Below are 13,952 nucleotides of genomic sequence, written 5' to 3'. Positions count from 1 at the left end.
ATGATCTGGGGCTTCGCCCTCGCGATTCTGTGCCTGCTGGTCGGATCGGCCTTCTTTTCCGCCTCGGAAACCGCATTGACGGCTGCCAGCCGCGCCAAGCTGCGCAATCGCGCCGACAAGGGCGATCAGGGGGCCGAGGCGGCGCTCAACGTCACGCGCGACAGTGACCGCCTGATCGGGGCGATCCTGCTTGGCAACAACGTGATGAATATCCTGTCGGCCTCGCTGGCGACGGCGCTGTTCACCGCGCTTTTCGGGTCAAGCGGCGTTGCGGTGGCCACGATGGTGATGACCGTTCTCGTGCTGATCTTCGCCGAGGTCATGCCGAAATCTTACGCCATCGCGAATTCGGAATCCCTTGCCTCGCTTGTGGCGCGGCCCATGGCGATCGTGATGCGGCTTCTGTCGCCCATCGTCATGATCGTGCGCGCCATCGTGCGTGTGATCCTGCGCATCTTCGGCCTGCACAGCGAGCCGGGTGCCAATATGTTCTCGGTCCACGAGGAGATCGCCGGCGCGCTTTCCATCGGCGCGGAATCCGGCACGGTCGAGAAAGAGGACCGCGACCGCCTGCTCGGCGCACTCGATCTGGGCAATCGGACGGTGGACGAAATCATGAAGCACCGCTCGGAAATTCAGATGATCGACGCCGAACTGCCACCCGCAACGATCCTCGATACGGTTCTGTCCAGCCCGCATACCCGGCTGCCCGTTTACAAGGGAGAGCGCGAAAACGTCGTGGGCGTCGTACATGCCAAGGATGTGCTGCGCGCGATCCACAAATCCGCCTATGACAACAAGGGCGATCCGGCCGATGCGGTGCGCGATTTCGACGTGATGTCGGTTGCGATGAAGCCCTATTTCGTCCCGGACACGACAGCGCTTGACGAACAGATGCGCGAATTCCTGAAACGGCGCACGCATTTTGCGCTCGTGGTGGACGAGTATGGGGCGCTGCGCGGTCTTATTACGCTGGAAGATATTATCGAGGAAATCGTCGGCGAAATCGCCGATGAACATGACACCGAAGCCGATCACGACCTGAAGCCGGGACCGAATGGCGATTACCTGATCGATGGCTCCATGACGATCCGCGATTTGAACCGCGCGCTTGACTGGCACCTGCCCGATGACGAGGCCAATACCGTCGCCGGTCTGGTCATCCATATGGCTCAGTCGATCCCCGCACAAGGTCAGGTCTTTTCGTTCCACGGCTATCGGTTCGAGGTCGTGACCCGCAAGGACAACCGGATCACCAAGCTTCGTATCCGGCCGCTGGTCAGTCCCGCAGGTTGAACGGCTCAGCCAGCGCGAAGCCGTTCGGCAAGGGCGGGACTGCGCCCTATCGCCGCTTCGAACAATTCGGCCCGGCGCGCAAAAAGCTCCAGATACCAGTCGCGCCGCTTGCCGACCTGATCGGCCATCATCCGCCCCTGCGCGACCTCGGCCCGTGCGGCGGCGGCGATGCGGCTGCGCAGTTCAGGATCAGCGGCAAGGCTTATCAGCAGGTCCGGCCAGTCCTGAGGCGTTTGCGCAAGAAATCCGTTTTCGCCGTGGCGGATCGTCTCGCCATAGACTGCGGGCGACGCGATGGCGACGGCCCCGCGGCTTGCGGCCTCGACCCATTTCACGTCGGATTTGCCAAGTTCCTCCGGCAATCCTTCCAGCGGCATCAGCGAGACATCTGCCTGCCCGACCAGATCCAGATAGTCGGCATAGTCCATCAGCGGATGAAATTGCTTTCGCTCGGTCGGAAGCGCATCGAAGAACTGCCGGTCATGGATCACGTCGAACGAAAGCGCGTCGCCAAGGGCATCGATGGCCGGCGCAAGAAGGCCCGCCATATCCGCGGTGCGGGTGCGGTTCAGCGCGGCGAACAGGACCCGCATCGGGCCGGCGCTGTGCGTCCGCGCAGGTGCCAGCGTCTCGGCGCAGTTCGGCATGACCATGACCTCGGGGTTCGCGCGCGCGAACTGCCGGGCCAGAACCTCGGTCGAGGTTTGCACGGCATGCGCAAGCGCCATGTTTCGCGCATAGATCTCTGGCACATCCTCGCGCGGCAGGACACGTGCAACCAGCGACGGGTCATCGTCATATTCGATGATCAGAACGATCCCGCGCCGCTGACAATCCGCGACAACATTCAGGATCCGTTCCGGGTCGGATATCCGGGGGCGCTGCACTACCATCAGACCGCCGCGTGGCCCGAAATCGGGCAGATCTATCCGCTTTGCAGACGTGGTGACGTGCAGCGCAGGTTCCGCGTCAAGCGCGCGCGCCGGGATATGGGTGCGCACATCCATCTTCTGCGCCAGTTCTACCATATGCACCGGCAGGGGTGGCGCGACCAAGGCGCCCTTTTCCGGCCTTGTCGCCACCGCGAGATAATGCAGGGTGCGCGCACGAGAGCGCTGCTTTGCGCTGTCGAGGCCCGCGTTCTGGGCCAGCCCTTCCAGCGCCGGCAGCCAGAAATCCGCCCCTTCGGAGCGGTCTTTGTCGCGCAGCGCCCGCGCGCGCATCATGGTGAAGCCGGCACGCGTCAGAAGCTGTTCAAGCTCGTCATGCGAGACGCCGTCATGCCCGACCGCGCGCCCCTCGATAAGCCGGGCGAGATCGCGCCAGTGGCCGGAATTCCGGTTTGCGACGACCAGCGAGCCGCCGGGACGGATCAGCCCGAATAAGCGCCGCAGAAGGGCGGCAGGTTCGGCCATGCGGCCAAGCGTTCCAGACAGAACGGCCAGATCATAACCCGGCGCGTCCGCTGCCAGCCGGGCCTTGGACAGCTTGGCCGGATCGCCGGCAATAAACCTGTCGAATGCCGGCACATCCGCGTCCGTCGCGGCCTTGCCGGTCAGCCCGAACCCCGTCAGGCGCGCCGCAGGGTTGCGCGCGCGATAGTCCTGTGCAAGCGCTGCTTCGCCGCAAATCAGAATCTCACGCGCGGAAAGCGGCATCAGGGCAACCAGTGCCGCCAGATAGTCCTGATCCGGGGCAGTCGTCTGCCCGCTCGCAGCTGGTCCCGCTATTTCAGTCCCTTTCAGCCAATCAGCCTGCCTTTTCAGCAAGTAGAAGCCATTCTTCCTCGGCAGCGTCAAGGGCATCCTGCCGCTCGCTCAGGGCATCGCTTGCCTTCTGGGCCTTGGCGGGCGCGTCGGTATAGATCGCCGCGTCGGACAGGAATTCGGACAGTTTCGCGATCTCTGCTTCCAGCCGCGCGATGATTGCGGGCAGCGCGTCCAGCCGATGCTTTTCGGTGAAACTCAGGCCGGGCTTTGCGGTCTTCTGGCGCGCGGCAGGGTCCGCTTTTGAATCGCCGGCCGTCGCAGCCGGTCGTGCAGTCGCCGCATCCTGCCGCGCAGGCTCGACCCGCTGTGCGCGATAATCCGACCAACCGCCCGGATAGATGACTCCGCGCCCATCCCCCTCCATCGCCACGGTCGAGGTGGCGACGCGGTCAATAAAGTCGCGGTCGTGACTGACCAGCAGGACGGTGCCGTCATAATCACCCAGAATATCCTGCAAGAGGTCCAGAGTCTCGACATCCAGGTCGTTCGTCGGTTCGTCCAAGACCAACAGGTTCGACGGTCGCGCCATGATCCGCGCCAGCAGAAGCCGCGCCTTCTCGCCACCCGACAGGCTTCCGACGGGTGCACGCATCTGCGCGTCGTCGAACAGAAAATCTTTCAGATAGCCGACAACGTGACGCGGTGTTCCGCGCACCATGACCTGATCGGCGCGCCCGGAAACGGCCATGCCGGGATCCGTCGTCATCGCGTCCCACAGGCTTAGTTCGGGATTGATCGCGCTGCGGTTCTGATCGAAGACTGCCACATCCAGATTCGTGCCAAGCGTGACTTCACCGGTATCGGGCGCGATCTGTCCCGTCAGCATCTTGATAAGCGTGGTCTTGCCGACACCGTTCGGCCCGACGAAGGCGACCCGGTCGCCGCGCAGGACACGCAGATCGAACGGCTTCAGGATCACGCGGTCGCCGAATGACTTGCTGATGCCCTGCGCCTCGATCACGCGTTTGCCCGATTGCGGCCCGGAATCCAGCGCCATTGCTGCCGCGCCCTGACGGCGGATCTGGGCAGCGCGTTCGGCCCGCAATTCCTGCAGCGCGCGCACCCGGCCCATATTGCGCTTTCGCCGGGCGCTGATGCCCTCGACAGCCCAACGCGCCTCTGCCTTGATCTTGCGATCCAGCTTGTGGCGGGCCTCGTCCTCGGCTGCCCACGTGGTTTCGCGCCAGTCCTCAAATGCCTCGAAGCCGCGTTCCTGCCGCCGAACCTCGCCGCGGTCGATCCACAGCGTGGCGCGCGTCAATGCCCGCAGGAAGGCGCGGTCGTGACTGATCAGCACGAAGGCGGCGCGCGTCTGGGAAAGCTGTTCTTCCAGCCAGCCAATCGCTTCGATATCCAGATGGTTGGTTGGTTCGTCCAGCAACATCAGATCCGGGGCTTCCGCCAGCAGACGCGCAAGCGCCGCCCGACGCCGCTCGCCGCCGGATGCGGTTTCGACGGGACGCGCGGCATCGAATTTCAGCCCCTCGGCCGCCATTTCCACCCGATAGGCCTCACCCGGCGGCAGGCTGGCGGCGGCAAACTCGCCAAGCGTGGCAAAGCCGGACAGGTCCGGGTCCTGCTCCATATAGCCGACGCTGATGCCGGCGGGCGTCACGATCTCGCCCCGGTCCGGCTCGACAAGGCCAGCCATGACTTTCATCAGCGTCGATTTGCCGGACCCGTTGCGCCCGACAAGCGCAACCCGGTCGCCCGGCTGAATGGTCATGTTCAGACCATCGAATACAGGATTGCCGCCGAAGGTCAGCGAGATGTCGGTCAGTTGAAGGATCGGTGCGCGTGCCATGCGGGCCAGTTACCGCCGCGCCCCGCCGCCGTCAATCTCGCGCCCTGATCGCGGGCTGTTTACCTGAATTGAGCGTCAGGCGATTGATCTTCGTCAGTCCGGTGGCGACATTCCTGCCAGCATTTCGCGGCGCGGCGAACCCGCCTCATCCGGATCGCCGGTGCCGTGCGGTGTCGCCTGCCTTGTCCCCTCTTGCAGGCTCTCGAAACGCCCGGCCGCTTGCGCGGTCGGGCGAATTCGGTTGTTCTTCATCCAGAGAAAAGAGGGTTACATGACGCGCAAGATTATCATCGATACCGATCCCGGACAGGACGACGCCGTTGCCATTCTGCTGGCACTTGCCTCGCCCGAGCTTGAGGTGCTGGGCCTGACCACGGTCGCGGGAAATGTTCCGCTCGACCTGACGACCCGCAATGCGCGTCTTATCGCGGGGCTATCGGGTCGCGATGTGCCGGTCCATGCCGGAAGCGCCGCGCCGCTGTCGCGCAAGCTTGTCACCGCCGAATATGTGCATGGCAAGACGGGGCTCGATGGGATCGAACTGGGCGAGCCGGTCCACCCGCTCAGCAGCGAGGACGGCGTCGGCTTCATCATCGAAACGCTGCGCCGCGAACCGCCCGGAACCGTGACGCTCGTCCCCATCGGCCCGCTGACCAATATCGCGGCCGCATTCGCGCGCGCCCCCGATATCGTCCCGCGCGTTCAGCAGATCGTCCTGATGGGCGGGGCCTATTTCGAAGTCGGCAATGTCACCCCCGCCGCAGAGTTCAATATCTACGTCGATCCAGAAGCGGCGGCGCAGGTATTTGCCGCAGGCGTCGATCTGGTGGTGATGCCGCTTGACGTGACGCACAAGGCGCTGACCTCCGCGGATTGGGTGGCAGGGATGCGTGCGCTCGGCACGAAAGCGGGCGACGCCGTGGCAAGCTGGACCGATTTCTTCGAGCGCTATGACCGCGAAAAATACGGCTCTGCCGGCGCGCCGCTGCATGATCCCTGTACGGTCGCCTGGCTGATCCGGCCCGACCTGTTTTCGGGCCGCCGCATCAATGTCGAGATCGAAACCGAGGGCCGCTATACGACCGGCATGACGGTCGCCGACTGGTGGGGCGTGACGGGGCGTCCGGCGAATGCATTGTTCATCGGCGATGTCGACCGTGACGGCTTCTTCGCCTTGCTGAGCGAGCGTATCGCCACCCTGCCCTGAGCAGTTACTGTGCCGGGGCTTGCGGCGCGTCCGTGGCGCGATCCCCGTCATCACCGGCGGATGCATCATCTGCGGGCGCGACCGGGCTTTCGCCGGCATCCGCGCTGCCGCCATTTGTACCAGATACGGCATCTTCGGGCGCGGTTGTCCCCGATCCCGGTTCCTCTGGCAGCGGCCCGCCTGCACCGACAGTTTCGTCCATGCGTTCGGCCAGACGGTCGGTGATGTCTATCGAATTGATCGCGAGCAGCGCCTGTCCGCGATACAGCACCACTGCCGCGCGGTTTTCCTGCATGAGCTGCGCCACCAGCGGCAATGCAGCCTGAAGAAAGGCGTTCCGGTCCGCATCGGCGCGGGCGGAAAGCTCGCGAACGGTTTCGGCACGGTCGCGCCGGATCTGCTGGGCCCGGGCGTCGAACGCCTCGGCCTTTTTGCGAAAGGCGTCCGGTGCCAATGTGCCGCGCTCGGCCGTCAGCGCCTGTTCTTCGGCGGTAAGCTGGCTTTCAAGGCGCTTGTTCTCAGCCTCGATCTCTCTCGCGGCGGCCTGCAGATCGTCCTGCGCACGCTGGCCCCAGGCCGAAATGTCATAGGCGTGGTCCACGTCCAGCACCAGAACGCCCGACGGCAGCGCCTGATCGGTCGTGGGCCCCGTGGTTTCTGATGCCTGATTTTCCGGCGGCGCAGGGGTTGGCTGATCCTGCTCCGCCGGTTGCGCGCCGTCCGCTACGGTGTCTTGCGCAAACGCCCCCGCCGCAAGACAGGCCCAGGCAACCAGCGCCAGTGCCGGGCGGAAGCGGGACGCGCGCTGCATCAGAACTTGGTCGAAAGCGTCAGATCGAAAGCCTGCGTCTCGTCGTAATCCTCTTTGGCGACGGCTTTGGCAAAGTTCATCCGAAGTGGCCCGATGGGCGTTGTCCAGAAGATGGACAGGCCCACTGCGGCACGGACATTCATGGAATCGTCCACTTCGACGCCATTCGCGCCCGCCGTATCCTGAAGCCCCCAGATGGACCCGACATCGGCGAAGATACCGCCGCTGACGCCATATTCCTCGGGCAGACCGACCGGGAACTGCGCCTCGGCGCGGGCGACCCAGAAATAGTTGCCGCCAAGTGCGTCTTCGTTCGGCGCCTCAAGATCGCGCGGGCCAATGCCGTTCGTCTCGAACCCGCGGACGCGCTGACCGTTGAAGCGGTCGATCACCCGGCTGGACTGATCGTCGAGCATATGGATCGCGCCGGCCTCGAATTCGCCCCGCAGCGTGATGTTCGGTCGCCACGCAGTCGATTCGACACCTGCGGAAAGCAGCGATGTCACGGATTTCACGTCGCCGCCAAGGCCCGCGAAATCCTGCGTGAAGCTGAGCTTCGTTGCCGTGCGCGGGTTCAGCCCGACGCGGCGGCTGTCATAGCTGTAGCGATAGCCGACAGCAGATGTCCACTCGCTGCCCTCTTCGCGCACGAGGATCGGGGACGAGCCATCATATTCGCCGTCCTCCTCGTCATAGGTGATCGGGTCAACGTCGAACAGCGTGTCCTTCGACAGCTTGTAATGCAGATCCAGCCGCGAGGATTTCGAGATCGGGAATTCCACCCCGGTCTGCAGGCCAGCCGAGCGGGTGTTGTACTTGGCGTTGTCCTGATCGGTTTCGCGATACCAGCCCGAGAAGCTGAAGCGAAGGTCGCGGCCCAGAAAGAACGGCTCGGCAAAGGTGAACGAACCAGAGCGAGAGCCTTTCGTCGTCGATATGCTGGCCGCAAGTTCCTGACCCCTGCCAAGGAAGTTGCGCTGGCTCAGGCCGATATTCAGACCGACGCCGGAGCTGGCGCCGTAGCTTGCGCCGAATTCCAGCGAGCCGGTCGGCTGCTCCTCGACGTTCACATCGACAATAACCTGTTCAGGGCTGGAGCCTTGGCGCGTTTCAACCTGCGCGTCGGCGAAATAGCCAAGGGCCCGAATGCGCTCGGCAGAGTTGCGGATCTCACGCGGGTTGAAGGGATCGCCTTCGACGGTCTGGAACTGACGGCGGATCACCTCGTCCAGCGTGGTCGTGTTCCCTTCGATGTCGATGCGCTCGACAAAGACGCGCGCGCCACGGGTCAGGGCAAAGGTCAGATCCAGCGTCTGGTTGCGTGGGTTGCGGGTAACGCGCGGCTCGATGCTGACGAAATCGAGCCCCTGCTCCAGCGCGATCGTCTCCATCCTGCGAATGGTCACGTCGATCATTTCCGGCGTGTAATAGCTGCCGCTGCGAACGCGGTTCTGCGCCTGGAACGGCGCGGCATCAACGCCCGGAATCTCTGACACCGTGTCGATGCGCCCGAAGCGATAGCGCGGGCCTTCCTCGATTGCGTAAGTGACGAAATAAGCGTCGCGTTCGCGCGCCAGTTCTGGCGCCACGCCCTGCACCTTGAAATCGGCGAAGCCCTGCGAGCGGTAGAACTCGGTCAGCAGGTTCTCGTCAAGTGCCAGTCGTTCGGGGCTGTATGTATCGGACTGGATGAAGCGGCGCAGGATGCCCGCCTGCTTGGTTTCCAGCACGTTGCGCAGCCGCCGGTCGGAAAAGGCGCGGTTGCCGGTGAAGCCGATGCGCTCGATTTCGGTGACGTCGCCTTCGCGGATTTCGAAGACCAGATCGACGCGGTTGCCGGCGCGCGGAATGATGCGCGGCGTGACCCGCGCCGCCAGACGGCCCTGAGAGGAATAGGCCTGCGCCATGTTCGAGGCATCGCGTTCCGCCTGAGCGGGCGAATAGACGCGACGCGGCTCGGACTGCGCGATTTCATCAAGCTGTTCGTCCTTGATGCGATTATTGCCTTCGAAGCTGACCTGATTGATGGTCGGCCATTCCTTGACGCGGATGACCAGCGTATTGCCCTGCGGCGTGACCGAGACCGTTTCGAACAGGCCGGAATTCTGGATGCGCTGCAGGGCGTCATTCACCTCGCCTGCCGAAACCTCTGTGCCGCGCATGATATTCGCGAAAGACAGGATCGTTTCAGGCTCGATCCGCTCGTTCCCTTCGATCCTGACCTGCGTAAAGACATATGCCCAAGCCGGGGCGGGAACGGTCAGCGCCGGGATTGCCCCGGCAAGACCGGCGATCAGCGCCACGGCGCATGTGCTGCGTTTCAGTTTCATCCTGCCTGCCCCTTTGTTTCGGCGGTGGCGCGTGTTCGCGCCGATTTTGCCTTGGAAACTACAATCTGACGGGGGGCGGTGTCAAAACCCGATTTACCTTTTTAGCAACGCAAGTCGTTGCTGAGACCGAAAATCATCAGTCCGACGACAAGTGCAAGCCCGACCGAAGTCAGCGCCCCGCGCACACGATCCGAGGGCGCGCGCCCTGTCACAGCCTCCCACGCGCAAAACGCGAGATGCCCGCCATCCAGCACAGGTATCGGAAGCAGGTTCAGAAACCCGATCGCGACCGACAGGATCGCGATCCACCAGACAAAGTTTCCAAGCCCCGCATTCGCCGCCTGTCCGGTGCTTTCCGCAATCGAGATTGCGCCGCCAAGATTACATGACCCGATCTGGCCGGTGATCATCGCCCAAAGCCCGGTCAGGCTGGATGCGATGATCTCCCACACCTGGGTGACACCCATCGCAAGGGCGCTCAGCGGCCCGACAGACTGCGTGGCCGGGGCGAACCAGCTTCCGGCAGTGACACCGATCAGCCAGCGCTTTTCGAAGCCGCCATTCGCAGCCGGGATGTCCTGTTCCTTGGGGGACAGCGAAATGTCGATTTCCTGCCCGTCGCGCATCACGCCCAGATTCAGCGGCGCACCCTGCACCGCTTCGACCTTCGCGCGAATATCCTCGAAGCGCAGCACCCGGTCGCCGTCGATGCGCCAGATGACATCACCCGGCAGCAAACCGGCTGCGGCAGCAGCACTGCCGGGCGCGACACCGCCAATGACCGGCGGCAGCGGGTCCGGGCCCTGCACCGTCATCTCTCGCCCATCGCGCTCGATCCGCCAGTCATAGCTGTCAGCGCGTGGCAGATCACGGGCGGTGTCGTAGATGTCGGCCCATTCCGTGACGGGCTTCCCGCCCAGACCGACGATCCTGTCGCCCGGCTGCAACTCCATCACCATACCGGGCGGTGTTGCCGACAGCTCGCCCACCGTCGGGGTTTCGACCGCGACGCCACGGATCAGTACGAATGCGGCAAAGATCAGTGTCGAGAGGATGAAATTGAAGAACGGTCCCGCCGCAAGCGTCGCCGCGCGCGCCCAAAGCGGCGCGCCGTCAATCGTATGGCGGCGCTGATCCGCCGGAACCTGCTTCGAGGGGCCGGCGCTCGCCGGGTCGGAATCGCCCAGAAACAGCACATATCCGCCAAGTGGTATTGCCGCGATCTGCCAGCGCGTTCCGCGCTTGTCGCGCCGAGAGATCAGGCGCGGCCCAAACCCGATCGAAAAGACTTCGGCGCGGATTCCCGACCAACGTGCGACGATATAATGCCCGTATTCATGAACGGCCACGATGATCGAAAGAGCAACAAGAAACGCAGCCAGCGTCCAGATGCCGCCGCCCAGGCCTGCCATGAAACCCATCTATCGCCCCTTGCTTCCTGTCGCCCACCGCGCCGCGAACTGCCGGGCTTCTTTATCCCAGTCCAGCACCGTCGCCAGGTCGGAAGGAGATTTGGTGAAACCGTCGCGCCCGTTCAAGCTTTCCAGCGTGGCTTCGACCGCCTGAGACATTTCGGGAAAGCGCAGGCGGCCGGCTATGAAATCATCCAGCGCCTGTTCTTTCGCGGCATTCAGAACTGCCCCTGCCGCCCCGCCTGCGTCCATCGCCTCGCGCGCAAGGCGCAGGGCAGGCCAACGGATTTCGTCCGGCGCGCGGAAGGTCAGACCGCCAAGCGCTGCCAGATCCAGACGGGCGACCGGAAGATCGGCGCGTGCGGGCCAGTGCAGTGCATAGCCGATGGCATGGCGCATATCGGGCGCGCCAAGATGCGCCAGGCTGCCGCCGTCGATATGGCTGACCATGGCATGAATGATCGATTCAGGGTGAACCAGAACCTTGATTTTCGTCGGATCAATCCCGAAAAATTCACGCGTTTCAATAATTTCCAGCGCCTTATTGAACATGGATGCGCTGTCTATGGTAATGCGCTGCCCCATATCCCAGTTCGGATGGGTCGAGGCCTCGGCAACGGTTGCCGTCGCAAGCCGTTCCATCGGCCAGTCGCGGAATGCGCCACCGGATGCAGTGATGGTTACGCTTTCCACGGTTTCGAGGTTTTCCGACCCAAGCGCCTGAAAAATGGCGGAATGTTCTGAATCGACTGGCAGGATGCGCGCACCTGACCGGGCGGCAGTACCCATAATCAGACGGCCTGCGGCAACCAGCGTTTCCTTATTGGCAAGCGCCAGCGTGCCGCCACGCTCCAGCACGCGCAACCCCGGAGGCAGGCCAGCTGCACCGACAATCGCGGACAGTGTCCAATCGGCCGGGCGGTCCGCAGCTTCGACAATCGCGGCGGGACCGGCCGCGCTCTCGATCCCGGTGCCGGCAAGCGCGTCACGAAGCTCCGCCAGCCGATCAGGATAAGCGGTGACGGCAATTTCGGCGCGCAAGCTGCGGGCCATTTCGGCGAGGCGGCGGATATTCGCGCCCCCGGTCAGCGCCACAACCCGCCAGCGATCCGCACCCCTCGAGCGCTTCAGAAGGTCATAGGCGCTTTCCCCGATCGAGCCGGTCGCACCAAGAATAGAGACAGAACGCATTACAGACCGACCTGCGGCAATCTCAGCAGCCAGCTCAGCAGCATGACGGCAAGAACCGCACCAGACACAGCGTCGAACCGGTCCATGAAGCCGCCATGTCCCGGGATCAGGTTTGAGCTGTCCTTGACCCCGGCCCGACGTTTCAGCCAGCTTTCCGCAATGTCGCCCAGCTGGCCCGCAAAGGCGACAATCGGCGATAGCAGGATCACCGGCGCCTCGGCTGCGCCGGTCAGCCACAGCAGCACGCCGAAGAAGAATGCCCCGATCCAGCCTGCAACCGTCCCGGACCAGGTTTTCTTGGGGCTGACAGCCGGCCAGAATTTCGGACCGCCAATCATTCGTCCTGCGAAATAGCCAAGAATATCAGATAGAAAGACGACACCCATCAACCACAGAATGAACGGCAGACCGTATTCCTGCCGCAGATGGACCAATTCATATCCGACCGCCATAATGGCCAGGCCGAAAATGGCATAGGTCACACGATCTTTCGGCACCGCGCCCGGCAGGCCCGCAGCAATCGGGATCAGCAGGACCGGTATCGCGAATTGCGGCATCCCGAGTGCCGCGAAAAGCGAAAAGCCAGCGATGAGGGCAAGCGCGATGGGACGGCTGCGCCCGAACGGCGTTTGGACATGCGGGCGGCCTTTCCAGCCCGTCATCCGTGCCAGTTCCCAGAAGGTCAGCGCCATGAACAGCGCGACCCCCGACCACAAGGCGATGCCGCTGGACACCGCGAGCGCAGCCCCGATGGCGATCAGAATGACCGCCGAAACCACCCGTCGCGTCAGGTCAGACCACTTGCCCGGCTCTGCCATGCGCGCTCAGACGCCGCCGAAGCGCCGGTCGCGCAGGCCGAAACTGTCAAGGATTTCGGCCAGACGCTCTGGCGTGAAATCGGGCCAGAGCGTGTCCGTAAACTCGTATTCCGCATATGCCGCCTGCCAGGGCAGGAAGTTCGAAGTCCGCGTCTCGCCGGATGTCCGGATCACCAAGTCGGGATCGGGCGATCCTGCAGTATCCAGACAGGCCGCCAGATCGGCCTCGGTCGGGTCGGAAATCTGACCGGCGGCGATCTTTTCTGCCAGCCGCGTCGTGGCGCGCAGCAATTCGTCGCGACCACCATAATTGATCGCGACCGTCAGGTTCAGGCGGGTATTGCTGGCGGTGCGGGCCTCGATCCCGGCCATCAGCGCCCGCAGCTTCGGGTCCAGCCGCTCTCGCCCGCCGATAAAGCGCATCCGCACGCCCTCCGCTGCCAGCCCGTCGGCCTCGCGCTGAATATAGCGGCGGAAAATCTTCATCAGGCCGAGCACTTCTTCGGTCGAACGCTTCCAGTTCTCGGTCGAGAAGGCATAGACTGTCAGCCAGTTCACACCCAGATCCGGACAGGCGCGCACGATCTGTTTCACGCGTTCAGCGCCCCGGCGATGCCCGACCAGACGTGGCCACCCGCGCTTCTGCGCCCAACGGCCATTTCCATCCATGATGATCGCGACATGGCGGGGGGGTGAGGTATCGCCCGCCTTCGGGGCCGCTGTCAGCGCCATGTCAGACCTGCATGATTTCGGCCTGCTTGGCCTCAAGCGCTTCGTCAACCTTGCCGATCATCCGGTTGGTCAGGGACTGGACTTCGTCTTCCCAGAACTTCTGGTCATCCTCGGACATGCCCGAGCCCTTCGCCTTCTTGACCTGATCCATGCCGTCGCGGCGGACGTTGCGGATCGCGACACGCGCGTTTTCGGCATATTGGGCGGCGACCTTGGTCAGTTCGCGGCGGCGCTCCTCGTTCAGTTCGGGGATCGGCAGCATGATGATGGTCCCGTTCAGCTGCGGATTGATGCCCAGACCCGATTCGCGGATCGCCTTTTCCACCTTGCCGACAAGCGCCTTGTCCCAGACGTTGATCGTGACCATGCGCGGCTCTGGCACGTTGACCGTTCCCACCTGGTTGATCGGGGTGGGTGAGCCATAGGCATCGACCATCACCGGCTCCACCATCGCGGCAGAGGCGCGCCCGGTCCGCAGGCTGCCGAATTCATGGCGCAGCGAATCCATGGCGCCGTTCATCCGCCGTTCCAGGTCGTCGGTATCAATCTCGATCTCGTCGGACATGCACGTCCCTCTCATGC

At 63.8% G+C, this 13,952-nt stretch carries 11 protein-coding genes; 2 read left to right on the top strand and 9 right to left on the bottom strand.

The window, feature by feature from the left end; genetic code table 11:
* Positions 1–1,296, top strand: a complete 1,296-nt coding sequence (locus FQV27_RS01600) for an HlyC/CorC family transporter (protein ID WP_147096819.1) — start codon at positions 1–3, stop codon at positions 1,294–1,296.
* Positions 1,297–1,301: 5 nt separating this feature from the next.
* Here FQV27_RS01600 and FQV27_RS01595 read toward each other — a convergent pair whose 3' ends face one another.
* Both FQV27_RS01595 and FQV27_RS01590 read right to left on the bottom strand, forming a co-directional pair.
* Complete coding sequence (locus tag FQV27_RS01595) at positions 1,302–3,095, bottom strand: methyltransferase domain-containing protein (protein WP_186827182.1); 1,794 nt, start codon at positions 3,093–3,095, stop codon at positions 1,302–1,304.
* Positions 3,046–4,869, bottom strand: coding sequence for an ABC-F family ATP-binding cassette domain-containing protein (locus tag FQV27_RS01590; protein WP_147096101.1), 1,824 nt, complete (start codon positions 4,867–4,869; stop codon positions 3,046–3,048). Before FQV27_RS01590 ends, FQV27_RS01595 begins: the two co-directional genes overlap by 50 nt.
* A gap of 271 nt (positions 4,870–5,140) precedes the next feature.
* Here FQV27_RS01590 and FQV27_RS01585 point away from each other — a divergent pair, with 271 nt between their 5' ends.
* Positions 5,141–6,076, top strand: a complete 936-nt coding sequence (locus tag FQV27_RS01585; protein ID WP_147096100.1) for a nucleoside hydrolase — start codon at positions 5,141–5,143, stop codon at positions 6,074–6,076.
* Positions 6,077–6,080: 4 nt separating this feature from the next.
* Here the strand turns inward: FQV27_RS01585 and FQV27_RS01580 are convergent, their stop codons facing one another.
* The 7 genes from FQV27_RS01580 to frr all read right to left on the bottom strand — a co-directional run bounded on the left by FQV27_RS01580 (position 6,081) and on the right by frr (position 13,935).
* Positions 6,081–6,887, bottom strand: a complete 807-nt coding sequence (locus FQV27_RS01580; protein ID WP_147096098.1) for an OmpH/Skp family outer membrane protein — start codon at positions 6,885–6,887, stop codon at positions 6,081–6,083.
* Positions 6,887–9,217 carry an outer membrane protein assembly factor BamA gene (gene bamA, locus FQV27_RS01575; protein WP_147096096.1) on the bottom strand — a complete coding sequence of 777 codons (2,331 nt, stop codon included), beginning with the start codon at positions 9,215–9,217 and terminating at the stop codon, positions 6,887–6,889. The genes FQV27_RS01580 and bamA overlap by 1 nt, the downstream gene beginning before the upstream one ends.
* A 101-nt stretch (positions 9,218–9,318) precedes the next feature.
* The gene (rseP, locus tag FQV27_RS01570) at positions 9,319–10,638 is read right to left on the bottom strand and encodes an RIP metalloprotease RseP (RefSeq protein WP_147096094.1); all 1,320 of its coding nucleotides are present in this window, start codon (positions 10,636–10,638) and stop codon (positions 9,319–9,321) included.
* Positions 10,639–11,820, bottom strand: coding sequence for a 1-deoxy-D-xylulose-5-phosphate reductoisomerase (dxr, locus tag FQV27_RS01565; protein WP_147096092.1), 1,182 nt, complete (start codon positions 11,818–11,820; stop codon positions 10,639–10,641).
* A complete protein-coding gene (locus FQV27_RS01560) occupies positions 11,820–12,638 on the bottom strand; it encodes a phosphatidate cytidylyltransferase (protein WP_147096090.1) in 819 nt (272 codons plus the stop codon). Before FQV27_RS01560 ends, dxr begins: the two co-directional genes overlap by 1 nt.
* Positions 12,639–12,644: 6 nt before the next feature.
* Positions 12,645–13,370, bottom strand: a complete 726-nt coding sequence (gene uppS / locus FQV27_RS01555; protein WP_147096088.1) for a polyprenyl diphosphate synthase — start codon at positions 13,368–13,370, stop codon at positions 12,645–12,647.
* Between the two features lies 1 nt (position 13,371).
* Positions 13,372–13,935, bottom strand: a complete 564-nt coding sequence (frr, locus tag FQV27_RS01550) for a ribosome recycling factor (RefSeq protein ID WP_147096086.1) — start codon at positions 13,933–13,935, stop codon at positions 13,372–13,374.
* Positions 13,936–13,952 lie beyond the last annotated feature (17 nt).

It is taken from the genome of Paracoccus aurantiacus, assembly GCF_007993065.1.
GTDB classification, from domain to species: domain Bacteria; phylum Pseudomonadota; class Alphaproteobacteria; order Rhodobacterales; family Rhodobacteraceae; genus Paracoccus; species Paracoccus aurantiacus.
Note: the sequence above shows the minus strand (reverse complement) of the source record. Positions and strands in the feature narration are given on the sequence as shown.

What these genes read in the sequence shown, in the direction of transcription:
- FQV27_RS01590 (WP_147096101.1), bottom strand. Translation starts at nt 4,869, where the DNA reads ATGGCACGCGCACCGATCCTTCAACTGACCGACATCTCGCTGACCTTC.
- rseP (WP_147096094.1), bottom strand. Translation starts at nt 10,638, where the DNA reads ATGGGTTTCATGGCAGGCCTGGGCGGCGGCATCTGGACGCTGGCTGCG.
- bamA (WP_147096096.1), bottom strand. Translation starts at nt 9,217, where the DNA reads ATGAAACTGAAACGCAGCACATGCGCCGTGGCGCTGATCGCCGGTCTT.
- FQV27_RS01560 (WP_147096090.1), bottom strand. Translation starts at nt 12,638, where the DNA reads ATGGCAGAGCCGGGCAAGTGGTCTGACCTGACGCGACGGGTGGTTTCG.
- uppS (WP_147096088.1), bottom strand. Translation starts at nt 13,370, where the DNA reads ATGGCGCTGACAGCGGCCCCGAAGGCGGGCGATACCTCACCCCCCCGC.
- dxr (WP_147096092.1), bottom strand. Translation starts at nt 11,820, where the DNA reads ATGCGTTCTGTCTCTATTCTTGGTGCGACCGGCTCGATCGGGGAAAGC.
- FQV27_RS01580 (WP_147096098.1), bottom strand. Translation starts at nt 6,887, where the DNA reads ATGCAGCGCGCGTCCCGCTTCCGCCCGGCACTGGCGCTGGTTGCCTGG.
- frr (WP_147096086.1), bottom strand. Translation starts at nt 13,935, where the DNA reads ATGTCCGACGAGATCGAGATTGATACCGACGACCTGGAACGGCGGATG.
- FQV27_RS01585 (WP_147096100.1), top strand. Translation starts at nt 5,141, where the DNA reads ATGACGCGCAAGATTATCATCGATACCGATCCCGGACAGGACGACGCC.
- FQV27_RS01600 (WP_147096819.1), top strand. Translation starts at nt 1, where the DNA reads ATGATCTGGGGCTTCGCCCTCGCGATTCTGTGCCTGCTGGTCGGATCG.